This window comes from Planococcus maritimus, from assembly GCF_001592825.1.
GTDB lineage: Bacteria > Bacillota > Bacilli > Bacillales_A > Planococcaceae > Planococcus > Planococcus maritimus_C.
On record NZ_LTZG01000001.1, the window covers coordinates 784,081 to 808,157 of the forward strand.

At 45.1% G+C, this 24,077-nt stretch carries 21 protein-coding genes; 5 read left to right on the top strand and 16 right to left on the bottom strand.

Annotated features, from left to right (window positions below; all coding sequences use genetic code 11):
* Window positions 1–630: 630 nt before the first annotated feature.
* The 3 genes from AY633_RS03915 to AY633_RS03925 all read right to left on the bottom strand — a co-directional run bounded on the left by AY633_RS03915 (window position 631) and on the right by AY633_RS03925 (window position 3,311).
* Complete coding sequence (locus tag AY633_RS03915; RefSeq protein ID WP_068486670.1) at window positions 631–2,040, bottom strand: alanine/glycine:cation symporter family protein; 1,410 nt, start codon at window positions 2,038–2,040, stop codon at window positions 631–633.
* Window positions 2,041–2,268: 228 nt separating this feature from the next.
* Window positions 2,269–2,751: a DUF6241 domain-containing protein gene (locus AY633_RS03920; RefSeq protein WP_068486673.1), complete on the bottom strand. Its 483-nt coding sequence runs from the start codon at window positions 2,749–2,751 to the stop codon at window positions 2,269–2,271.
* A 41-nt stretch (window positions 2,752–2,792) separates the two neighbouring features.
* On the bottom strand, window positions 2,793–3,311 hold the full coding sequence (locus AY633_RS03925; RefSeq protein WP_068486675.1) for a DUF6241 domain-containing protein: 519 nt from the start codon (window positions 3,309–3,311) through the stop codon (window positions 2,793–2,795).
* 278 nt (window positions 3,312–3,589) lie between these two features.
* Between AY633_RS03925 and AY633_RS03930 the strand changes: the two genes are divergently transcribed.
* Genes AY633_RS03930 through AY633_RS03940 form a run of 3 tightly spaced genes read left to right on the top strand, consistent with a single transcriptional unit; the run spans window position 3,590 to window position 5,678 of the window.
* Window positions 3,590–4,375: a hypothetical protein gene (locus AY633_RS03930; RefSeq protein ID WP_068486677.1), complete on the top strand. Its 786-nt coding sequence runs from the start codon at window positions 3,590–3,592 to the stop codon at window positions 4,373–4,375.
* 30 nt (window positions 4,376–4,405) lie between these two features.
* Entirely contained in the window at window positions 4,406–5,182 is a 777-nt protein-coding gene (locus AY633_RS03935; protein WP_068486679.1) for a hypothetical protein, read from the top strand.
* Between the two features lie 22 nt (window positions 5,183–5,204).
* The gene (locus AY633_RS03940; protein WP_068486681.1) at window positions 5,205–5,678 is read left to right on the top strand and encodes a VanZ family protein; all 474 of its coding nucleotides are present in this window, start codon (window positions 5,205–5,207) and stop codon (window positions 5,676–5,678) included.
* A 121-nt stretch (window positions 5,679–5,799) separates the two neighbouring features.
* Here AY633_RS03940 and AY633_RS03945 read toward each other — a convergent pair whose 3' ends face one another.
* The 4 genes from AY633_RS03945 to AY633_RS03960 all read right to left on the bottom strand — a co-directional run bounded on the left by AY633_RS03945 (window position 5,800) and on the right by AY633_RS03960 (window position 9,829).
* On the bottom strand, window positions 5,800–6,801 hold the full coding sequence (locus tag AY633_RS03945; protein WP_068486683.1) for a sugar-transfer associated ATP-grasp domain-containing protein: 1,002 nt from the start codon (window positions 6,799–6,801) through the stop codon (window positions 5,800–5,802).
* A 69-nt stretch (window positions 6,802–6,870) separates the two neighbouring features.
* On the bottom strand, window positions 6,871–8,358 hold the full coding sequence (locus tag AY633_RS03950; RefSeq protein ID WP_068486684.1) for a right-handed parallel beta-helix repeat-containing protein: 1,488 nt from the start codon (window positions 8,356–8,358) through the stop codon (window positions 6,871–6,873).
* A gap of 88 nt (window positions 8,359–8,446) precedes the next feature.
* Window positions 8,447–9,064: an HAD family hydrolase gene (locus tag AY633_RS03955; RefSeq protein ID WP_068486686.1), complete on the bottom strand. Its 618-nt coding sequence runs from the start codon at window positions 9,062–9,064 to the stop codon at window positions 8,447–8,449.
* A gap of 183 nt (window positions 9,065–9,247) precedes the next feature.
* Entirely contained in the window at window positions 9,248–9,829 is a 582-nt protein-coding gene (locus AY633_RS03960; protein ID WP_068486688.1) for a competence protein ComK, read from the bottom strand.
* Window positions 9,830–10,604: 775 nt separating this feature from the next.
* On the opposite strand from AY633_RS03960, the gene AY633_RS03970 reads away from it, so the two are divergent.
* The gene (locus AY633_RS03970) at window positions 10,605–10,904 is read left to right on the top strand and encodes a YrhK family protein (protein ID WP_068486692.1); all 300 of its coding nucleotides are present in this window, start codon (window positions 10,605–10,607) and stop codon (window positions 10,902–10,904) included.
* A gap of 218 nt (window positions 10,905–11,122) precedes the next feature.
* Here AY633_RS03970 and AY633_RS03975 read toward each other — a convergent pair whose 3' ends face one another.
* From AY633_RS03975 to AY633_RS03990, 4 genes are all read right to left on the bottom strand, one after another.
* Window positions 11,123–12,610, bottom strand: coding sequence for a TcaA NTF2-like domain-containing protein (locus tag AY633_RS03975; protein WP_068486695.1), 1,488 nt, complete (start codon window positions 12,608–12,610; stop codon window positions 11,123–11,125).
* A 10-nt stretch (window positions 12,611–12,620) separates the two neighbouring features.
* The gene (locus AY633_RS03980) at window positions 12,621–14,471 is read right to left on the bottom strand and encodes a TcaA NTF2-like domain-containing protein (RefSeq protein ID WP_068486697.1); all 1,851 of its coding nucleotides are present in this window, start codon (window positions 14,469–14,471) and stop codon (window positions 12,621–12,623) included.
* A 22-nt stretch (window positions 14,472–14,493) separates the two neighbouring features.
* Entirely contained in the window at window positions 14,494–15,330 is an 837-nt protein-coding gene (locus AY633_RS03985) for a zinc ribbon domain-containing protein (RefSeq protein WP_068486699.1), read from the bottom strand.
* A 317-nt stretch (window positions 15,331–15,647) separates the two neighbouring features.
* Window positions 15,648–16,340 carry a zinc-ribbon domain-containing protein gene (locus AY633_RS03990; RefSeq protein WP_068486701.1) on the bottom strand — a complete coding sequence of 231 codons (693 nt, stop codon included), beginning with the start codon at window positions 16,338–16,340 and terminating at the stop codon, window positions 15,648–15,650.
* A 262-nt stretch (window positions 16,341–16,602) separates the two neighbouring features.
* On the opposite strand from AY633_RS03990, the gene AY633_RS16895 reads away from it, so the two are divergent.
* Entirely contained in the window at window positions 16,603–17,097 is a 495-nt protein-coding gene (locus tag AY633_RS16895) for a TM2 domain-containing protein (protein WP_390176110.1), read from the top strand.
* A gap of 211 nt (window positions 17,098–17,308) precedes the next feature.
* Here AY633_RS16895 and AY633_RS04000 read toward each other — a convergent pair whose 3' ends face one another.
* The 5 genes from AY633_RS04000 to AY633_RS04020 form a co-directional block, all read right to left on the bottom strand.
* A complete protein-coding gene (locus AY633_RS04000; protein WP_260804491.1) occupies window positions 17,309–18,190 on the bottom strand; it encodes a glycerophosphodiester phosphodiesterase in 882 nt (293 codons plus the stop codon).
* A 386-nt stretch (window positions 18,191–18,576) separates the two neighbouring features.
* Window positions 18,577–19,578, bottom strand: a complete 1,002-nt coding sequence (gene pdxA, locus AY633_RS04005) for a 4-hydroxythreonine-4-phosphate dehydrogenase PdxA (RefSeq protein WP_068486705.1) — start codon at window positions 19,576–19,578, stop codon at window positions 18,577–18,579.
* Window positions 19,565–20,851, bottom strand: coding sequence for a four-carbon acid sugar kinase family protein (locus tag AY633_RS04010; protein WP_068486708.1), 1,287 nt, complete (start codon window positions 20,849–20,851; stop codon window positions 19,565–19,567). Before AY633_RS04010 ends, pdxA begins: the two co-directional genes overlap by 14 nt.
* A gap of 13 nt (window positions 20,852–20,864) precedes the next feature.
* Complete coding sequence (locus AY633_RS04015; RefSeq protein ID WP_068486710.1) at window positions 20,865–21,857, bottom strand: 2-keto-3-deoxygluconate permease; 993 nt, start codon at window positions 21,855–21,857, stop codon at window positions 20,865–20,867.
* Window positions 21,858–22,029: 172 nt separating this feature from the next.
* Window positions 22,030–23,733, bottom strand: a complete 1,704-nt coding sequence (locus tag AY633_RS04020) for a sigma-54-dependent Fis family transcriptional regulator (RefSeq protein WP_068486712.1) — start codon at window positions 23,731–23,733, stop codon at window positions 22,030–22,032.
* Between the last annotated feature and the right edge of the window lie 344 nt (window positions 23,734–24,077).

The following is a 24,077-nucleotide window of genomic DNA, read 5'->3' on the forward strand; positions in this document are numbered from 1 at the left end:
AGTATAATATTTAACACTACAATAAGACTACATTAAGGGCCAAAATATGTAAAGTAAGCTATGAAAATTCTCATAATTCAGATTTTATTTTGTTTTTCTTGTATACTTTTAATGGAAAATTTCCAGCCTGCGAATTGACCGAGAAACAAACAAGATTGCGGGGAATCCACTGTTTTAAAGGTTTCTTTCCCCACTTTTTCAAATATTCTTCGGTGCATACCCTGCCTGGTTTACAGAAAAAAGGAAATCGCTATAATGTTTTTTTGAAACTTTTTTCTCGACCTACACTCTTTTTTGCATGCATTCGTTTACTTATGACCATTCAATAAGTTTTATAAAAATTCAGAACGTCTATCTTTTAAATTGTGTGGCGCACAGGGACAGAGACGAAACAAACTCCCGAAGCGACGCAAATTTTGCGCTAAAAATTGTGTCATGCACAGGGACATTACACAACAGACCCGAAAATCCAGAATGCATAAAAGCCCCTTGAACTCATTCGAGTTCAAGGGGCTTTTGATGTTCCAGCTACTGAAATTGTGTGGCGCACAGGGACAGCGAAGCATCGATATCCCTCCACGCCGCCAATCTTTCTTTCCGAATTGTGTGGTGCACAGGGACGCAAAACACCTACTCTTCCCTCACGGCTTTCCAACGTTTCGCCCGTTTCTTCACTTTCCGGTCCTTATGATAGTACTCATCCGACGAGAAGAATTCGTTTTTCAAGTCTTTTACTTTGTTACTAAGCAGTAAGATCGCGATGATGTTCGGGATGAGGATGGCCGCAAGCATGATGTCGAGGAAGCCCCAGATGACTTCTGCCGCACCAACTGCACCTAGGATAACAGCGAATACGTAAACCACTTGCATGCCTTGTGCGGCTTTTAGGCCGAATAAGAACTCCGCTTGCTTCGCGCCATAGAACACGACGACCAAAATCGTCGACAGTACGAAGAAAATTAAGGCAATCGTTACGAGAATGGCACCGAAGTCACCGAAATACTCTTCAAAGGCCAGGCTCGTCAAAGCCGATGAATTCTCCATGGCGCCTTCTTCAGTCCACACGCCGGAAGACAAGATGACAAATGCGGTCGCCGTACAGACGATCAAAGTATCCACAACTACACCAATAACGGCCCAAAAGCCTTGGCGCACCGGATGGTCGGTTGTCGCCGCAGCATGTGCAATCGGCGCTGTCCCGAGTCCCGCTTCATTGGAATACAATCCGCGGGCAAAGCCCCAGCGAATGACTTCTACAATTGCCGCACCGGCAAAACCACCCATGACAGGCGCCGGTGAAAAGGCGTTGCTAAAGATCAGCATGAAGAATTCCGGAACCGCTTGAACGTTCATTAACAAAATGACAACAGCCCCACCGACGTAGATCAAGGCCATGAACGGCACGAAAATCTCCGTCACTTTGCCGATGCGCTTGATGCCGCCAAAGACGACGATCGATACTAAAATAGCAGTCGCGATGCCTGTCCATAAGGCAGGAATGCTGAATGTTGCTTCCACAGTGCTCGCAATCGAGTTCCCTTGCACCATGATGCTCGGAATCAATTCAATCATTAATGCAAACGAGAACCAGACGCCGAGCCATTTCATGTTCAAGCCCTTCGTCATGTAATACATCGGCCCGCCGACAAATTCGCCGTTGCCGTTTTTCTCGCGGTACTCCACCGCCAGTACGCTTTCCGCGAATTTCAGCGCCATGCCGATCAATGCGATGACCCACATCCAAAAAATTGCGCCCGGCCCGCCGAACATGATCGCCGCCGGAACCCCGACAATGTTCGCAGCACCGATCGTCGAAGACAAAGCAGACGTCAATGCCTGGAACGGCGTAACCGTCCCTTCGCCTTTAGGTCTTCTGAAAATGCTACCGAACGTTTGCCCTACTATGTATCTGAAATACCGAAACTGAAAAAACCCTAATTTAAACGTCATATAAAGTCCAGAAACCAATAACAATGTAATGAGCGGGATGCCCCATATCCACGCTGAAAAATCAGCAATTCCCTTCATAAATCCTTCCAACTGTTCTCCCCCTATAATATTTCAAGATATGAAATATTTCCCTCACTCCATAAGGTTTAAACAATATTCAGGAAATTATTTTGCATATTTAGCAAAACTCGGCAATTCCGCTCATAACAGGACCTCTCGCTTCATTCCATTTTCCTCCCCGAATACACCAAAACCCCATACTCCATAAAGGAATCCGAGGTTTTTACATGGCAGGCCATGAAGTTTTAAGACATTCGGCTAACGGAAATGTTTCTCCACAAAACGTGCTTCCTGCTCTTCAGTCATCAATCCCGTTGCTTCTCCGTCAACTCCATTTTGCAACTTCCATATAACATTATGGAACTCGGAGGCATTACTGAAGTCGCTTTCTTGCCAAGCGTTCAATTCCAATTCATAGAAAAAGGCACGGTCGTAAACGTCTTGGTTGGCTGTGACAATCAAGAGCATATTCTCAATCGTCTCCGGTGTCATTTCCACCACTCCACGCTTTTCGTCCGCAACGACTTTCTGATGCGTCATCTGATGCAAGCGCTTTTGAAACTGAGGCTCCGACATGCCGATCGCTTGACCCTCTTCTGGCCTTTGCCCATTCGCCTTCTTGGCAGCCAGTGCAATATTCGCATCTGCTGAGAATAGCGGGAGCAATACATAATAACCCGCAGCGCCGATCAAACCGATTAAGACGACTGAAAGCATCATCGTTTTAGCAAATTCACTCATGACCTACACATCCTCAGGCAGTTGATAAAAAACCGAATCCTTTACTCGAAACGTTCTTCTAAAAACTCCGCTTCTTCTTCTGCCGACAACAATCCTGTCGCGCGTCCGACCGTGCCGTTATGCCATTCCCAGATGGTGTTGTGGACACTGACGGCATTTGAGAAATCGCCATCTTTCCAGGCCTCTAAGCTGCGTTCATAGAAATCGTATTGCTCGTATGCGCCTTTATTGGCGTAAAGGATTTTCTGCATTTCCTCGATTCGCGCTTCGGTCATCTGGATGGCCCCACGCTTTTCGGTCGCTTTGATTTTCTGATGCGTCATTTGGTGAAGCTTGACTTGAAATTCCCCTTCGCTCAATCCGACCGTCTCCACGTCTTCATCAGATGTCGGCGCTACCGTATTTTCTCCCTGCTCAAGCTTGTCATCTGCTTCTTCTGCCGCTTTCGAGATTTGTTGTTCATCGGTTGCTGTCAAGCTCTTGTATCCCCAGAATCCCGCTCCTGCGAGTATACCGAGCCCGACGAGCATAATAATGGTCGTGCGTATGACCGTTTTCAAATTGACACGTCCTTCCTTTCGACAGGGATGCCCCCGTTAAAAGCGTTTTAAAATCAGCAAGGACTATTATACAATAAAAATCTGTGAAATGCTGTTTTTTTCATATCTTTATTCCTATCATTTTCAATTAAGGGTGTTACTCCAGCACTTTTATTCTTCCACTTATTAATAAATTACCCATCTTCCTTCAAGTAATTTTCGGTACAAACATCATTTCCTGTTATAATTAAGCATAGGCATTTATACATAGCTTGATTCATCATGAGAGGATTTTTCCTATGAGACGTTTCAAACCTACCTTTTTCATCCTTGGCTTGGCACTCTTCGGTTTCTCCATGCTTTATACAGCACCCGAGATGCTCGAGCGGCAATACCAACAAGAAATGGCGGACGCTTACACCATTACTGAAATCAACGAATTGGCTACGGATGCGCCGACGGATTATTATTTCCGGGGAAATACAATTCGTACGGAACATACGCTGACAGGGGAAGAGCCTTACCTCGATGGCTGGGACCGCCTCGTCCATCCAGCAGACTTGACCATTTTCATTAACGGCGAAGCGGCTGAAGTTCTGAGCAATTATCCCGTTCTCCAAAAGCAAGACTTCGACCGGTTTGACGGGCTCAATCAATACGGCGACTACTTGAGCTATTGGCTCATCGAAGACAAAACGACAGACAGCGAGTTTTTCGCCGTCACATACCGGTTAAACGGCTACCGCACCAAGCAGATCGTCGACGGCTATATGGAAGGCGAGCTCCCGCGCGAAGAACTCCGCTATAAGCTCCTCACGATCCAGCCCGACGGTACGATCGATAAAGAACAATTCAGCTACAGCGACAAATCCAAGCTGCAAACCCAGTTCATTTCAGCAAACTATAACGGGACTGTAGGCTATTACACCGATAGCTCCTACCCGAACTTCCTCGTGCCGCTCGTCTATCCGTGGCTGACGAGTAGCGTCGGAATCTTATTCCTATTAATTGGCTTTCCGTACCGCCGGCTGATCAACACGCTGTGGCGGGCCACTCGCAACAAATCGGCAAACTCATCAACCTAGACCGACTTTACGAATGAAAGGATTTTCCTCATGCCCAAAAAGAAACGCACACGCCTGACTATCGGCATTATCCTAGTCGCTCTATCGCTTCCCTCGATCACTCCGATGCTGATGGAAATCGCTTATAAGCTAGAAATGAACATTCGCTACGACATCGACGAATTAAACTCCGATTACGCCGGCGCCCCGGACGACACGAATTACAACGGGAACATTATCCGCGCCTCGCACGTCACAACCGGCGAGCCGTATACGAATGATTGGGACGATCTCGTTTACCCGAGCGACATCCGTCTCACCGTCAACGGCGAAACCATCGAAACACTCGAAGACTACCCGGTTCAATTGCTCGATTCCGGAGATATTGCCGTCGAAGGCCTCAACCGTTACGGACATGCCATCACCTACTGGGCCGTAGAGGACAAATTCACTGACCGGGATTTCTTCGCTATCATGATTACTCAAAATGGCTATGATACGAGACAGATTGATGAAGATGGCTGGATTGAAGGCTACGTTTCCACAGAAGACCGGGAATTCAAGCTCATCAAAATCGCTAAAGACGGAAATGTTTCAGTAGAACTGTTCACCTTCGAAAATAAATCTAAACTGCAGACACAATTGATCACCGAAAACTTTAGCGGGCCGATCAATTATTATTTGCCGCCGGGCTATTATTACCCATCACTTTTGTATCCTTTTCTTTATCCGTGGGTCACCACGATTGTCGGTATCGTCTTGATTGCCTTCAACTTCCCATCCGGCGCCATCAACAGACGCCGGACCAAAGCCATTCCAACTAACTAGCATCACTGCGGAGGAACCTATTATGAAAGCCAAATGCATCCCCGTCCTCCTGTGGGCGCTGTGCATCCTCGTCGCCACCAATAATTACAACTTCACAGCGCTATTCGCACACGACGTCAACTTCAACATTCGGCTGTTCCCGAACCTGTCCGACCTATTCATCACAAGCGACATCCACCTCGACAGCAGGCTCTACGTGTTCCAGAAGACCGGCCACGCCCTGTCATTCGGCGTATTGTATCTATTACTAAATCAAGCCATCAAAGACCACCGCGCCGCCATCGTCCTATGCAGCTTGTTCGCCCTGTTCACGGAGTTCCTGCAATTGTTCTTTGAACGCAGCGGGAGGCTCGTCGATGTTGTTATTGATGTCGCCGGGGTTTACGCTGCTTACCGTTTGAGCGTGCATGTTCGGTCTCACGGAGGTGTGATTCCCGCTTTTTCAGATGCCATGCGGAAACTGTCCCATGTTTTAAAAGATGATAAAACGCATTAAAAGCCGGAAATCTCGAGACACGAGACTTCCGGCTTTTTTATACCTGCTGTTATAGTAAGTACTCTATTTACATTTAATATCAATAAAGATTTGACTAATTTCATTAATATGCAGTTTGCTTCTACTTTGAATCAAGCATGTATTTCAAACCTTTGCTTTGAGGCATTTGCCACAAGACTTTATCCCAGTTGTCATTACCTTCAATAATTGCTGGTCCATTTGGGGTGATAGCTACGTCCCACCCAACTGATTTCACCTCTGGAACAACCAACGCTGCCGCCCTGACCATTTTTAATACTTCTTCCCAGTAAGGCAATTGAATTCCTGTTATTGCAGCACCTGTAATCGGATGCTCAGAATAAATTTCTCTTTTTACGCTCTTAGACATTGCCGTTCCCGAAACTATTCCAGTTTCAGGATCGACAGGGGCTGCTATTCCTCCAGCTGCCATATTATCTACGATTCCACCCATACCGATCCGTAAACTTGCTCCCAAAATGCGAACTTTATCATTGTGCAAATCAGTCATCACTCTCACAGTATTTACCGAGGTAGGGTTCAAAGAGCTCATGTCTTCGTGTTGATCGATTACCTCTTCCAATAAATTTAACTTGTTTGTCTTTAAATAAGTGATTAATGTATTTAGGCTTTCGAAGTCATTAACACTCAACTTTTCCACCCCTTTACCGACTTGACCGGAAAGAGGTTTTGCTATGAAACTTTCATGAGTCACAAACCATTTCGCAATTTCTTCCTCAGAAACATCATCTGTTTGTAAGAAAGAACGTTTTGTGTAAGAAGGGAATTTTTCAGAAAACAAAAACTTATTTCTAAAGTATTCGGCTTCTTTTTTTTGGTTCTTTTGTGTGTGATATTGTTTCATAATGCCAGTGGTAGCATAGTTTTTTCTTTCGCCTTTCGGCATGTCAAAGAACCTCAAATCAAAATAATCTTCAAAACTCGATTCATATTTGATTGACGAAGATAGAAAATCTCCAACTATCTTAATTTTGGAAACCTCTTTTTCTTTGCTTACGAAATTAATGTTTTGACGCAATTCTTTATAATTCGCGCTTTTTAAAAAATATCCGAAATAGATCATTTTACTTACTACACTACTCATATGAACACTCCTTTTTAACAAAGTATACCAATTGAGAAAGAGGATGAGTAGAGGTAAATTAATTACTAGCTACGCTATAACTTGATTATTAATAAATTTACTCGCTTCTATTGAACTACTATTGGAATAGTTGGTACTGCATTTTACAGAAACGTTATTCATGACTACTAAGTTTTTGCCATCTGCACTCCTAAAGAAAAATGCTCGTGAAGAATCGTGAATAACGTTTGCTTGATATATAGATTCGATCGGCGATGTCGTAGAACCGCCCGTACTAATGCCAGCGGTTGAGCAATTATAAAGGTTGTTGCCATTCAAATGATGTCTTTTCCCTAATGAGGAACTAATCCCTACAGCGAAGTTTTTGACGGTGTTATTTAAGACTTCCAAATAATCCCCTTCAAGAAAAATCCCACTATAAATTGTAGTGTCACTTCTATTTATTGAGTTCCCTGTAATCGTTATATTAGAACACAGAGTGTTTGGAGCGATAACTGCGTCATTACTGCCACTTGCATCGATATCATTATTTGATATTCTGATGTTTCTGCATTCACCCAGTAACGGAATCGCTTTACCAGGAACTTTCTTTATCGTATTTCCTCTAATACTAATATCAAAACAACTCTCCAAAACAATTCCGAGACGAGATGTCTTGTCGATATAATTGTTGGAAATCAATACACTTTCTACGCCTCTTTTGTAGTCTCTTGTAAGCCCTGTCCTATGCTCAGAGTGGGTGATAGATATAGCTGCACCATCCGGAGTAGTGCCACAGTTGTAAAATCTATTTCCTGTGATGGTGTATTCTCTACTCTTGTTTTCTTCGGTCGACGTACCGTTAGGATCTTCAGGATTCCGGTATATTGTCTTTATGTCCAAACCTAAGATGTCTATATCTTTCATAACATTGTTTGAAATAATTACGTTAAATCCACCTCGGAACATGTCAATAGCATCTCTGTAAATGCCTTCAAAGAAATTTCCGTTAATAATGATTTCTCTATTGTAGTCGCCAGTTAACTTGACGCCGTCACCAACTGTTGTTTCTCCACTAGAATAGTGAGTTCTACCTCCCGTGAAATAGTTATTTTGAATTGAGGTTACGGCAGTATTACTGCAATAAACCATATAAGCACAATCTTTAAAGTCATTGTTTATAATCTTGGCATTAGTGGTCCCTTCGAGCTTAACTCCGCTGTGTTGAATACCCTTTATGCGATTGTTCGCAAACACAAAGTTCTTGCCTGTAGCTTTAATGAAAGTGCGATCTTTGAAATAATTACTGGTGTCACAGATGAAATCAATTCCTGTAATCGAAACGTTATCGGCGTTTACTATGAAGATATCACTAGTCAAAGAACTGAGTAATGATTTATTACCGGTAATTGTGCATGGCTTATTGATAATAATTGGTTCTGAGATTCGATAATTCTGAGCCGCGGGAAAGAAAAGAGTGCCACCAGACGGCATTTGATTGAATGCAGATTTAATGGCATTAGTATCATCAGTGAGTCCGTCAGCTTTCGCACCAAAACTTTTTACGTTAAACGTCATATCTGCCTACTGCGTAATAACTATTCTATTGATGCTTATTGTAGCAAGGTATTTAACTAAATTCTATCGCTACAACACTTCCGCTTTTTCACATAAATAATGTCAGTAAATCCCCGAAGCGCTCGATCACATAATCATATTCCTCCACTTCCCCGAATCCATACGCCGCATAAACAAACGGGGTCCCGGCCGCTTTTGCCGCCTTCTGGTCGCCTGCGGTATCGCCGACATACACGGCTTTATCCACATTGTTGCGCTCCATGACCAGCTGGATGTTCTCACCCTTCGATAAGCCCGTTCTTCCCGGATTCTCGAAATCCTGGAAATACCGATCCAGCTTGTGGTACGCATAGAAGCTTTCGATATAGCCTTCCTGGCAATTGCTGACGATGTATAAATTGTATTTCTGTGATAATCGCTCCAGCACATGCTCCAAACCTTCGTACAGTTGGCCGCCTTGTTTGCGTAAATACGCACTTTCCAACTCCGACGCCTTCTCGGTGTAGATGCGGTGCTGCTCATCCGATAGATGAGGGAACAGCTTCTCCCGGATGTCATCTGACTGCAGCCCCATGACGCCGCGGATATCCTCTTTCGTCAAATTCCCCTCTGCGCCGCTTTCCTCCAGCGCCTCGTTCCATGCCTTCAACACGACGTCGAGCGAATTCCACAATGTCCCGTCCAAATCAAAAATGATGCTGTCCATATGTATAACTTCCTTTCTCGTGCGTTTTCTCCAGTTTACCGCACGGGGAGAATTGTGTCGTGCACAGGGACGTAAAGCGAGTGAAATCCCGCTATCACTAGCTTTTTCACACGCGAATTGTGTAATGCACAGGGACACGAACACAAAAAAGAGCAGGCACAATGCCCGCTCTCCCCCTACTATCTATTCCAAAGCCTTATGCTCGTAATTCACTTGTCCCGCTTGCTTAACCAGATGATACGTCGTCTCCGGCAAGGTCCGGCCGCTTTCGAAAAACCGTTTTTGCGCTTCCATCTTGAACTGAAGCTCGTATGCTTTTTCCATGCGGCGCTGGATCGACTTCTTGCTGCCTTCGAGGATGATCGAACTGCCCGTGCTCAAATTGACTTTCGTCGTACGGCCGTCCAGGCTAATGCATTCCATGATATGCTGCAAGGACAGCCAGACGCAGCCTTCTAGCAATGCTGACTTGCTTGGCAATAAAATAATGCCTTTATCGCGGTCGATGATGATTGGGTTCTTATTGAGTTTCCCAAGAATCGCCGCAGACCCTTCCACCGCGCCGCGCATGCTCGACCCCCGGAAGCGTAAATTCGTATCGATCAAATCGAAAGGCTTCGACTCGACTTTGATCATGCCGCCCGTATGATAAATCACTGAATTCAAGCAACCATGTTCATCGTAGTCCGGCAAAATCAATACGGTATCTTGCCCGATTTCCTTTTCAATATTCATTTCCAACTTGAAATTCTTCCGTTTTCTCATTTCCGTATCCCCTTTTTTGAGTTTATGCTTATCTCTTCAACCAAAAAGGAGTATACTAACTAATAGTTGGTACACTCCAACTGAGTGCCTCCGGATGTCTGTCTCCCAAGACCATTACATCCGGAGGTTTCTTTTTGCCTTAATCCCCTTAAGCGTGTACATAGCCCACCTCCCCATATTCGATTTCATCGTCAGTTTCGAGAACAGCTATCCGATTCAACGACATCCCGCGCACTCGCGGCATCTCATCTGCTTCCACGTTTTAGATAAACCCCATCAGCCAAATACCCCTGACTCTCCGTCGCTCCAAGTGGGCTCTCACAGCCGCCAAGCTCCAGCGCATTAGGTTGGAACTCTTACGGCCGCTAAAGCGGAATGAATTTGTCACTCTATTCTAACTTTACTCATTATATAGTTTTTTAGGTCTACTTGTATAGATATTTTTCCCTTTTCTACGCGAATATGGTCATTAGCCAACTTAAGTCAAAAAGACTCATCAAATCCACCATTTTGTCGCTTAATTTTGTCATTTCTCCGCTTATTTCGGTTAAAAATAAGCTTATTTTCTGCGCTGCAGTTATGATCCCACATTTGGGATTTGACCAAAAACAGCCTACTTTTTTCAGAACTTCGAGGACTAAGCCATGCATCAACTCCTGAATATCAAGAAACGGCCACGGCAATATCATGAACTTCTTTTAAGTGCCGCCATTTTGGGGTATGGAAAAATGAATCGACGGAATCGAGACTGTGTCTGGAGGAGGTGCATTCACCCATGCCACGACAAAATGAAACCGAGCATCCAGAAATTGATGTTATTTCAGGCAATCACGAACTCATTATTCGCAACCGCTATAAGTTCTACTACAATGTAAACGATGTCCTCATCGCGGTTTGGTTCATCATCGGCAGTACCTTATTCTTTTGGAAGGAAACAGAAACGGTAGCGATCTGGTTCTTTCTATTCGGAAGCATCGAACTGCTCATTCGCCCGCTGATGCGCATTTTCAGAGAAATTCACCTAAAGAAAATCCAATCCGGCAACGCTGGACCCGGTGATAATTCCGGACAATGAACATTCGACTCGTAAGATGATTGCGAAGTGTGATATAGAGCTCCCTTATACTGACTAGAAAATAGAGAAAAGCCCGCAATCGGTCCGCCGATTGGGGGCTTTTTCACTTGAATTGTGTCGCGCACAGGGACAAAAACGGTCTAACCATCCGCCAAATCCCCACGCTACAATATTTCCGTTGTCAGAATCGTTCCGTGCACAGGGACACCACCACCATATCAGTCCCGGGTAGTATCAATAATATCAATTCTCGAGATTTTCAGATCCCCACTATCCAATCCTTGAATCTCATATTTTTTGCTTCGTTTGTAATTCGTCACTTCGCTTAAGTGATTGGTGAAATCAAATTCTTCATAAGTCGTGACGAATGCTTTGTCCCCTTGAATTTCCACACCGACCGCTTCGTCGACCCAGAATTCATACAAATAATAATCGTTTCCGATATTTCCGATGAAGTCGACCAGTTCTTTGCGGGCGATGCTGCCTTCTTTCAGGTAGCTATCGACAACAGAGAAGTCTTTTGCGTTCAGTGAAATTTCGTAAGCGGAGCGGAAATCTGCGATGAAGGTTTGCAACTGCTCAGCAGTCACCTCTTCTGCAGTCTCCTCTTCTTCTACTTCCTCTTCTGCCGCCTCTTCACTTTCTTCCTCATCTTCCTTTTCTTCCGACTGTTCCTTTTCTTCATCCTCGGCCACAGCTGCATAGATCGGTAATTGAATAAAGCTGCCGATTCCAGCTTCTATGACTTCCGACTGTTCGACATCACCTTTAACATTCTTTCTTTCAGCAAATAGCTTAATGGTTTCATCTTCAGCAAGCGGACCAACAAAAGGCAAATCTTTTACCGTTTTTCCAGTCGATTTCTCGTTGATATAAACAATGGCCTCTTCGTCATTCGACCAAATTTCTACGCCCATGTCTTTGAGATTGAAATCCAGCAGGATTTCATCGCCTTCTGTAATTCCACACTCGGACTCCACCAGTTTTTCGACTTCGCCATTTTTCATCGACAAGGAACAGTTATAGACGCCAGGCAAGTATTTCCCAAGTGGCAGCTCTCCATCTACGGTAGCAACAGACTCATCCCCTAACATGAATTCCATGCCTTCCACGTCTGAAGCAAGCTCCACGTCCATCGGGATCGCTTCGATCTCAATACCTGGATACATGCCGATGAATTTGCTTTCCTTCACCTTAAACAGTTCCGTACCATTTTCATGAAGCACGACTCTTGTAATGCCATCTTCTACAACTCCACTGCCAGCTTCGTAAAAACGGGATTTAAACTCTGTTAAATCCTGTTCCACTAAATAATCTTGAAAAGCAGTGAAATCTGAGACTGTATCTTTGGGCACATTGATTTCTCCCATTGCGCTATCCATATCCCCTTCGTATAAGCCCTGGAGAAATGCATCGACTTTTTGTTGAGGTTCTGTATTCGCTTTGATGATTTGGTGTCCAGCGACTCCGCCTGCCGCAAGCAAGACGACAAGCGACAAGCCCACTTTTTTCTTTAATGTCATTGGCTTTCTTGGTGGCTTTGGAGCTTGATCCTGGATAGGTGCTTGCGGTTGAACTGGTGCTTGAGGTTGGACCGGTGCCTGCTGCTGTTCAAGCTTTTCTGTTTTTTGCTGAGTCCCACATTCCGGACAAAAAACCTGATCCGCTTCTAGTTTGTGGCCACATTCACTACAAAAACGATTCATCTTTTCCCTCCTATATTTCTTTTGTTGATATTAACTCGTAAACCTGAAGTCCATCAGCCTCTTCCGTAATTTTCGTGACTGTTCGATAGGTTTTTTCACTACTTTTCTCTGTACCATGAATGATAAACGTTTCAATAGTAGTCACTTCATAATACTTTCCGCCAACCGATTCAATGTTTTCTAATGTAGTATCTAAGTGTTCTTCCGTGATTCCTTTTTCATACATGCTATCGACGAATGCAGACTGTTCTTTCGCTTTTGGGCTGTCTTCCAGTACAAATTCGGACACGACTGAGTAATCTCCCTGGTTGATGGCCGCGACACTGGCGTCGTTGTAATCACTCATGAACCATTCCACGGTTTCATCACTATCAGCGAAACCTCCAGTATCTTCTTCACTTTCTTCTTCACTTTCTTCTTCACTTTCTTCTTCGCTTTCTTCTTTACTTTCTTCTTCAACTGCTGTTTTTGAAGTCCCACTGGATTTATGCATCTTCTTGCTGCCTTCAACTATTTTAGTCGGCGCTACGTCGTACATCCAAATATCGTCGTTGTACGAGCTCACCATCCATTTTTCATTCTCTTCGTCATAGACAAAATTCATGGCCACGTCTTTTGTGATTTCTTCAGACTCAGGTGTATCCGACACGTAATATTCGTCACCGTCAATCAGGAATTCTGCACCGAGCTCTACGGTTTTTCCGTCATCTAAAATGGCAATCGAATCTTCATCGATGCCGACTTCAGTCAGCGCTCCCATAAAGTGATTTTCGTATTCTTTCATCCACTTAAAATCTTCCTTAGATACAGCAAGCTGGTCTTTTTCTACGCTTGTAAACACGGCTTCATCTCGCTTAGCAAAGGCTTCCACGTACTCTTCAGCGAAGACTTTTACCTGTTCGATTAAAGCTGGCTGCTGTTTTTCGTCCAGTCCAGTGAACTCCAAGGTCTCATATCCAGAAGTAATTTCTACCGGTTCGGATAATTGGGTGCCCCACGGGAAATCTACCTGAGCCTGCGCCGTCACGCTGCCGTCAAATAAAAGCGGACCGACTTCATCAGTTTCGCCCATTTCATTCACTGGGATTTCTGTCTCTCCAATCATTACTTTATTCGCTTCTGGTGTATCGACAACAAAAGTATCCAAGGCAAACACCACTGAAGTGAGCGGCAACTCTTCGTAAATTTCCTCAGGTTCTGATGAGGCACGGCTCAATCCTACATATAAATCAAATGGATAAGTGAATTCGGCAAACTCGCCTTTGTAGATAAACTCAGCTTTATGGCTACCAGGGGTAATCCCACTAAATATATATTCATCATCTTTAGTCTTACTTTCTTCTACCAGTTCACCATTTAAGCTCAGCGTTAGCCCTTCGTCAGCAAAATAGAAGGACACTTTCTGAACCGGAATGACAACTCGATGGGCATTGAAAACCCCCATCACTTTTCCATTTTTCTCAACGTTCGCGACATCTTCCAGCTCATAAGGCGTGATATCGCCATACTCTGCGATAAACGCTTCTGCCTCTTTAGTTGTCATCTTCTTGCCATTTGATAACTGGACCTGTTTGGCCAAACCTTCTGCATCTTCATTTTGCAATGTTTCGAAGAATTTGGACACCGCTGTCTCCGCCGACGCCGTCTTTGTTCCCCACGAATAGACTCCCACTAAAGATGCGATGAGCAAGATCCCCACTACACCCAGTATTTTCGTTTTTAAACTTAGAGGTTTTTTATCTCTTTTCGGCGCAGGGGAGTTCGCTTTCAGCTTGTCTTTAGAAAGCGGCTTTCCGCACTCCACACATACTTGGTTGGCTTGGTCATTTTCATGCCCGCAATTTGTACAGAACGTCTTCATATTTTCACCATGCTTTCAAATTTTAAAAGTAAAATAGATCGCTAAAATCATCCATATAACGGCCAATCGTTGAGTCAAAAAACACGGTCATAATAATGAATGTACCTATCGTGAATAACACGATGTAAGAAAGGTACGCATAGTACGAATCAAATGTTTTTGAAGCTTTCTTCAATAAAACGGTAACCAAATACAATGGCATCACCGAAACAGCTAAGCTCAAGCTGATAATCAGCACCAAATTCCCGAAAGTCATGGAGCTGATTAACAATAAAGCGTACGCAAGCACGACAAGTCCTACCGATGGGATCATCAAAGTCCCATAGCTGGTCACAATACTCTTGAACGATCCATCCGGCCCGGCAAACTTACTGACCGCGTAGATACAGGCTGCAGACAGGGCGAAAAGCAAGCCCAAAGTTAGCACAGTACCAAAAAGAACTGAGAAAAAGGAAGGCATAAGGCTTTGAGAACCGCCGAAGAAACCACCAAGCTCGTCCATCGGGCTAAGCGCCACACTCAAGTTTTTATAAATAGCTAACGAGAAGAATAGCGCAAAAATCCCCATCGTAATAAGAGCATTGACGAACTGATCAGCCGACTGGTCGATAATCGATCCCGGTTGCTTGAAATAACGCAAGAAATAATTCCAGTATTGCTTTGACTGCACTTTCACTTTTTCCACGTGCTGGTTGGGTTCCGTGTGCGCAGGATTAACTGCAGTAGCTGCCTGATACCCGGCTGGTTCTGGCGTTACGGTTGCTTGGGCCCCCATGTTCGGATTTGCGCCCAGGCCCGCTCCACATTTTCCGCAGAATTTCCCCGTATCTTGTTCATGGTGACAATTTGGACATTTCATTTCTGTTCCCTCCTGTTAATAAGTAGTAGATAAAAGTAGGTACAATTGCAGGAATTCAAAAGGTACACGTTTTTTTAACATCGACAGTACCTTTTTACCATTATAATAGAATCTACCTGTAAGTAAAGGCAATATCAGTAAAAAAATAGATAGTACTACACGTGCTCGAAATTTATGTTAGTTCGACTAAATGCCCAACAATTCGGTCCCTTATTTTATTGAAAAGTATTCTAAGTCGATCGCTTTGTAAAAAATAAGACCAGTATGCAGAACATTATGATCTGCATACTGGCCGTTATTCTCTATATCTCTGCCACTCATTCCACCATCGAACTTTGATAAGCTTCATACACTCGATCTTCATATTGCTCCGATGCGAAAATCGACTCTTCAATATAATCTTCAGCTCTACTTTCGTATTCTTCAAAAGACTCGATGTGTTCTTCTCTGCCAGTGTCCATAAAGGCTCCGAGGCTGGCAGCCATGGTTTCGTGGGCCACAAAAGCTTTTAGCATCGTTTCATGCTCAAATTCAAATTGACGCGGAGGCTTTACATCCTCTAAGGTCTTTCTTAAATTCCCAAACTCCTGCTCAAGCTTATTTGCAGGTTCCACAAATTGTCTATATTCTTCTGACCAGTCTGGTTCAAACCCAAAGTATACATTCGAATATTCGATCGCTTCACCGAACTCCTCCATTGCCAGTTCATCAGCAACCAGTAATTTAATCGCTAGATTCTCATATTCCGGCACGGACAATTGTTTAGGAGAAACCATAAAATAAATCACAGCAACTAACGCCACTGCTATTAGTCCACCGATTTTCCAATTTCTCTGATTCTTTTTGCTAGAAGGAATAGCGCTTGGTTGCGAGTTAATAGGGTTAACATCTGAATCAAGGGGGCCATTCTTTTGTAAAGCTTGCTTCTCCCCCTCAATTCCTGCACCACACTTTCCGCAAAATTTCGCCGTCACTTCAACAGGGTTACCACACTGTGTACAAAAGCTCATCTTTTACCTCCACATTACATGTATTTAGTATTAGTAAAATCTTACTTCTTGAATAGGCACATGGCAATACTATATTTTTCATTACACTTTGAATACTAGAAAAACCGCTATATTCTCAATAAGTTATAATTATTTTATTTCCAAATAAGTAGTATACATTAACTATTTTTATCGATATAATCATAAGTAATTTAGTTCTTAAAAATCCGAATTTCCAATGTCATTGTACTTAAAAATATAAAAAAATTAGGAGATGAAAACTATGAGTAATTGTTATGTACACGAAGAAGCTTTATCCGTAGGAACCTGCGTATCATGCGGAAAGTTCATTTGCGAAAATTGCAATACTGAATTGAAAGGCAAAAACACCTGCAAAAAGTGTGTAGACGAGATATTCGAAGACCAAAAGAGAAAAATGGACAAACTGGAAGACTCAGGTAAAAGCCAACAACCTATGGTATTCATGAACGCTGGAGGCGGTGGGGGAGCTGCTAGTGCATCTTCAAGCGTTGGTAGCGACGCTGCCAGAATGCCCTACTATTCGAAGAGCAAGGTAACTGCTGGGTTGCTCGCTATTTTATTGGGAGCTTTCGGCATTCACAAATTCTATTTGGGCAAGTGGATTCAGGGAATCATCTATATCATTTTCTTCTGGACTTACATCCCAGCTATACTCGGTATTATCGAAGGAATTCGATACTTAATATTGAACGATCAAGATTTCGCAAGAAAGTTCGACAAAGGATATCGGGAATAGAACTCCTTAATATTCGCGCCTTCTAATTAAGCTAGTTCGCATATTAGCAGGAAATTCTTATATGTATCCGAAGTAAAAAGAGACCCAGTTGATAATTCAACTGGGTCTCTTTTTGCATTAAATTGTGTGGTGTACAGGGACAATACTAAAATGAAATCCCCGACTGACGGTCTTTTTTTCTCGAATTGTGTCGTGCACAGGGACGCCATCATCATTTCAAACCGCGAACAGCGTCAATATCATTCGTAAAGATCCCGTTTGCTCCCAAGGATTTTAGCTTCTTCCCTTCTGCTAGTTCGTCGACAGCAAAAAGATGGACCCATAAACCGGCTTCTCTTGCAGCAGCAATATATACCTCGTCCGCCTTCCTATGACTAACGCCAATACCAACGGCATATTCCCTATACAACTCAAAAGCTTCATGGGAAGGAATTAGCTGCTCCGAGTTGTCTATCAATTGGATGAGTGGTATATCGTCGTCCATTCCATGAATCGCAGTTAAACTGTCTGAACTAAACGACTGGACAATCACTTTGCCTTCCGGTAGACACTCTTCCAACAACTCAAACTGATTGAGCAATTCCAGCAAATTCTCTTCCATTCCTTCACTTTCATCCGGCTGTTTCGTTTCAATATAATAGTTGGTACTATCACCGAAAGCAGTAAAGATTTCTTCGAGGGTCGGAACTTGAATGCCTACGTACTCACCTTTCGCCCTGCCCGGATTTTCGGCATTAAACCAGGAACCCGCATCCAGTTTTTTAATGTCTGCCAAATCCATTTCCGCTACTTTTCCGCTGCCATCGGTTGTGCGGTCCACCGCATCGTCATGTAAGGCAACCAGAACCCCATCTTTTGTCATCTGTAAATCAATTTCAATATAATCTGCACCCATATCTACCGCCATCTGATAGGATGCTAACGTATGTTCAGGAGCAATTGCGCTCGCCCCACGATGAGCGATCAAAAGAAAGGCATCTTCATCCAATAAAGCAGACTGCTGATCATTATCACCAGCATCCAATAAGATATAAAGAGCCGCACAAATCAACCCTACCACTAGAACTGTTAACAGTCCTTTCAAGATTATCACCGTCCTCCACATTACAAAAATGAGACTTGGAAAGTACTAAAAGAAGAATTTTAAAGTGACCGATAGCCTGACGTATGCGCAGAATACATAGGAGGCAAGAACGCGGAGAATTCAGTTATAAGAATCCCCCCATTCGGACGGTATCCTTACTCTTATGACTAGTTCTCAGATGTCCTAGCTGGTTCTATTATATGGCACGAGTGGTTCTCGAGCTTGTTTTTCTGCAAAAAGCGCCAGTTGAATGCTCAACTGGCGCTTTTTTATGGTGAATTGTGTCATGCACAGGGACAAAAACGATCAAATACATCGACAAATCCCCATCTTACAAGGTTTCTATTATCAGAATAGTTCCGTTTACAGGGACATTCCAAATCCACAACACCAAACTACCCTCTCTTCGGTGCCAACTCCACCGCTTGCCGTAAGGCTTCCACCAAACTATTCTCATCCGCAACCCCCGTACCCGCGATATCAAAAGCAGTCCCGTGATCGACACTCGTCCGGATGATCGGCAAGCCGACCGTGATGTTCACGCCAGCTTCCAGCCCCAACACTTTCACTGGTGCGTGGCCCTGGTCGTGGTACATCGCGACCACGATGTCGAAGTCGCCGCGCACGGTACGGAAAAACAGTGTATCTGCCGGGAGCGGCCCTTGAACGTCGATGCCTGCTTGTTGTGCTTGTTGAACGGCGGGGATGACTTTTTCTTCTTCTTCGCCGTAACCGAACAAGCCATTTTCCCCGGCGTGCGGGTTGATTCCGCACACTGCGATTTTCGGGTTTTCAGTGCCGGCTTTTTTCAAGGTATCGTGTGCCAATTGAATGACATGCAGCACGCGTTCTGGCGTAATCATTTGAATGGCGTCTACAATCCCCACATGGGTCGTGACGTGAATGACTTTCAGATTCGGCGCAGACAGCATCATCGAGTAATCCTTCGTTCCCGTCAAGTCGGCCAAAATCTCGGTATGTCCCGGATACATATGGCCGCCTTTTTGCAACGCTTCTTTATTCAGCGGTGCCGTACAAATGGCATCGATTTCTGCCGCATTGGCCAGTTCGATGGCTTTTGCCAAATACTGAAAAGCGGCATCGCCCGCTTGTGCGGATACTTCGCCGAGTGGCAAATCTGCAGTCAACAACCCTAAGTCCAGGCAATCGATGCTGCCACGCTCAAACTGCGCTTCTGCAGGCGACGCAATGCGGCGAATCGCTTTTGTGCTGCCGGTATATTGTTGTGCCCGCTCTAAAATGTTGGCGTCCCCAATAACAAACGAACGGCTTGTCTCATGTACCACATCGTGTTCAAAACTTTTCAAGATGATCTCCGGTCCTACGCCCGCCGCATCACCCATGGTGATCCCGATTATTGGTTTACTCATTGTCATACGTTTTTGCCCCTTTCAAATAATCCACTACATACACCAGTGAATTTTCAGTGCCGAATCCTCCGGCTTTGGTGATGACGGAAATTTCTTTTTCCCGCCATTTGGCCAAACCAAGCGGTAACCCTGCCTCAATCTCAAACTTCAATTCCATATCCGCGATGCCAAGCCGGCTGCAGATTGCTTTCGCTGTATCGCCGCCAGTCATGACGACCGCATCGAACGGATGCTTTTCCATTGCGGCGTTCACCAAACTGCCCAGGCCTTGTGCAATGATGGCGGCGCCCGTTTCAGTCTTTTCGCCGTGTTGTTTCGCCCAGGCTTTCACCTGATCACGGTTGCGTTCAGATGCCTCGACAAAAATCACCGCACTGTCCCAATCCGTTGCTTCGTCCAGCTTTGAAATCGACTGTTTTACACCTGCTGGATTCTCCAGTAAAGCCATCGGATCCACTTCAATCATATACGTCGCAGGCCGTTCTCTCAGTTTCGTTAATTGGCTCTGCGTGTTTTTCGACAAGCTGCCGCTCACCACGAGCACTTTTTCCATTTGCCCGGCCGGTTTTTCATTATTGCCTGCGGCGGGTGTATACAAGTGATCGATGAGCCCTGCAGATCCTGCAAAGCCAATCGAGAGATCGAGTTTCGCTTCAAGAGCCGCAAGTACCGCTAAATCCCGCTCTTCCAAAGTATCACAGACAATCCATTGGACGCCCTTTTGAACTCGCTCGGCAATCCACCGTTCAGGTGCTTCCCCGCGAAGCCGTGCTTGATCAAGAACATCGATCGCAACGCCTTCACTTTCCAGCAAGTCCGGAATGTAATCGTACAAGACCGGCGTTTTGGGGTCGCGGGCAAATTCGGTTTCAGTGACCAGTTGGCCGTATACGTATAAATGGCCGTCTTCCACAGTACGCCCCATGCTCGGAAAAGCCGGCGCGATCAATAGGACATCGAGAGCCGCTTCATCTTGCAATGCTGTTAATTCCGCTTTGATATTGCCGCGAAGCGTCGAGTCGATTTTCTTATAAAAGCTCGTGACGCCGCGCTTTTTTAACTGCCGTATTTCCAGGCAAACGTTTTGATACGCTTGATCGGGTGCGATTGATCGGCTGTTGGTATCAGCGATCCACACATCAATCTCCGGTTCATCTGCAGCAGGGTGAGCCGGCGGGGTGAGCATCACCTTGGACCGCAGCCCTTTTTGCGCCAGCCTGACACCGCTGTCGTTTGCCCCTGTAAAGTCGTCAGCAATAATTCCAATCTTCCCTGCCATATTCGTCCACTCCTTAATTACCCTTTTGTAGCATTTCCCCATTTTCAAAAATAAACCCTTTGCGTTCTAATCGTTTTACTAAAAAGCCTATATATAATGGCAGCAATATCGCGGTGGTGACTGTCGAAGCAGCTACTTGAACCGTTGCGATATCCACGACAGACGCGAAGCTCGCACTTGCAGCAGCAATCGCAGCCGGTGTCGCCACGGCATTTCCGGCAGTCGAGCCTTCCGCTGCCCCGACAATCGGATTCCATTTAAACGCCTTGAACACGAAATAGCCGGCCGTACCTGTAACAAATACTGTCAAGAGCCCGAGCACGATTCCACCTAGACCGCCTTGAACAATCGCCGTAAAGTCGATCCCCATACCGAGTGCGAATGCAAAGAACGGAATGAGCATCAAACTGCCGCTATCCAAGAAGGAACGCATGTCTTCGTCCAAGTTCCCTAAGATCATCCCGATAATAATCGGCAACAGCACTGCAATGAAGGCAATTGGAGAAAACAAGCCTTCCACAAAGCCCATCGCCCCGAAAATGCTTAGCGCCACCATCGTTAAAAAGGGCCCGTCATTCAAAGCCAATAGTGAATATGCCGCGCGGTCTTCTTTGTTTCCGTATTGGCCGACCAGTGCGACGAACAAACCGCCGTTGCTATTGGTCATCGCCGCAATAATGGCGATAGGCGCAAGCCCGAGCCACAATCCATTATCTCCCGCAAACATATAAGCAATCAATCCGAATAAAGCGCCGACCACCCATTTCGTGGCAAGTAATGTCGCCCCTTTTCCTAGTGAGACCCCAACATTTTTCAAATTGATCTGCGCCCCCGTACAAAGCAGGAATAAAGCAATCAATACCCCGGCACTATCCACAAACAAAGCTTGGGTAAATCCGCCAATCCGCAATAAATCAGGTGCTACCGTATTGATGACGGCTGCTGTGAGCAATGGCACAACCATCATGCCGCCAGGAATCCGGTCCAAAGTCGCTTTAATCTTCATGTTAACCCCTCTTTTCTTTGTTTTAAAAGATTGAAAATTGTAACAAGAAAACGTTTTCATTACCCACTATAAGAATAATAATTTAAATATGCAACACTATTTATTAAATTTAACCTTAAAATGAATACATAGTTTAATTTTGCAACACTTTAAATCAAAAAGAAACGCAAACTCAATCTTTGAGTTTGCGCCATAAAGTGGCCCGGTTGATTCCTAATCGCTTCGCAGCCTGGGTTTGATTGTAATTTTCTTCTTTCAACACTTGCTCGATGATGTATCGCTCAATCTCCTTCAGACTGTGCTGGGGATCCAAATAAAATGCCATATCGAACTCTCCAGCTGGCTGATCAAACGGAAGCGACAGGATTGTCTGCTTTTCAATTACGTAGGATTTTTCCGCCAGCGCTATTTTTCGAACGTAAGCTTTCATTCCCTCCAAGTTTCCAGGCCAGTCGTGACCGCTCAAGAGTGCCATAGCATCTTCCCGCAAACGGACCGGCTGGGTTCCAAGTTGTTGATGGTATTCGGTCAATAATTGGTTCACCAAATACGGCACATCGTCCTGGCGTTCCCTAATCGGCGGCGTCTGAACATGAAGCATCGGCTCCAGTAGATCCGCTACCCCTTCATAGAATGTCGGCATCGTCGCAATAATGTGGAACTCACGGCGACCGAACGAACCGATCAAATCTTGTGTCAGTTCGATAGTTTCCTGTCCCGGTGGTTTATTGTATGACAATACGAGAGTCGATTGTTCCGGCAGGGTAAATTCCGGCAAAGGACGTATGAGTTGATCCATATCAATCGTGAGCAATAATCCGGTTCTGTCGTGAAAAACATGGATGTATTCAGCGAGCGTCTGTTTTCCCGTACTTTTCTCGCCTGCAATGATGACGGACTTTGCCGTGGCTTCATCACATTCAATCATTTGCCGCAGCTTTTTCATTCCCGCACTTTCTGTGACAATCAACGGCAATTGCGCAGGCTGCGCTATCGTCAGGGCATCTGTCTCGGTTTCGAATGACAAAGCTTCAAACGACCATGCCGTAAGCAAACCGCTGCGATCCTCTAGCACTTCCCCCCTCACATAAAACGAGGTTTTCGAATCGGCGTACAGTTTCACGAGCGGCTTATTTGATGACACCAATTGCTTTCGCAGTTCCATCAGTTCTGTACTTGAAAGCGGCAACTCCTGAAAAGAGGGAAAGCGCTCAAACAATAGCTCCCCGTCTTCAGCCAGAACGACGACATCTTTCTGCCATCCATCCAACAGTATTTCCAAAGCCCGCAATTGCCGCTGGTTTTTCTCGGCATGCCAAAAGAGCCTACGTGCCTCTTCAAACGACTCAAGCAATGTTTCGCGCCCCGACTGAATCAGCAAGCCGTTCAAGCCTAGCTTCGCTGCCGCATCGATGGTGACAACATCCCCGAGCACTTGCTTGACGCCCCGCTCTTTTAAGCGCTTCAATACCGCTTCCACTTCTGATGCAGAAGACAAGACGACTACTTCCAGCTTGAGCTCCAGCAAACTGACAATCGAGGCGGCCCCCATCGTGATGTTCGGAAACCCGATCAGCGCCTTCAGCTCGTTTGAATGCCCTTCTGCGAGCATAATCGACCGCAGCAAATCATAGCCTGAGATATGTATTTCCACCACCGGAAGCGACACTGCTTCACGAATCATCTTCGCCGTCCCGCCGCGGCTGATCAACACATCCGCACCGTTTCGCTCCATCTCCAGAGCCAGCGCCACGCCCGCTTCCAAGTTCCCGACAGCGCGCGTAATTTGTAAATCTTCCTGTCCCGCCGCCAGCTCGTCGATCAGCGGCATCATCGCCTCGTATGGCGAAATGAACCCTACTTTTATTTTGCGCATCGTCTACCTCCACTTTTTCAATCCTTTGCCTTATTTTAGCAAAGTCATAGGATCCGGTATACATCCCAGCCCACAACTGAAACCGCCCAAGGCCTGCAGAACTATTTATCTGTCACTACATACAACTGCCCTGATTTCCCCATATTTCGACCAATACTCAAAGATGAAGATCAGTGAATACATAGAAAAAAGTCATCAGCTGAAATTTCAACTGACGACTTTCTCTATTGAAGAAATGGATCACACATAGGGGTAAAACTAAAGTCAACTCCCCATCTGGCGGCTTTTCCTTCTCAAAAATTGCGTGGTGCACAGGGATGTAAACTAACTCAACATCCTCCCGC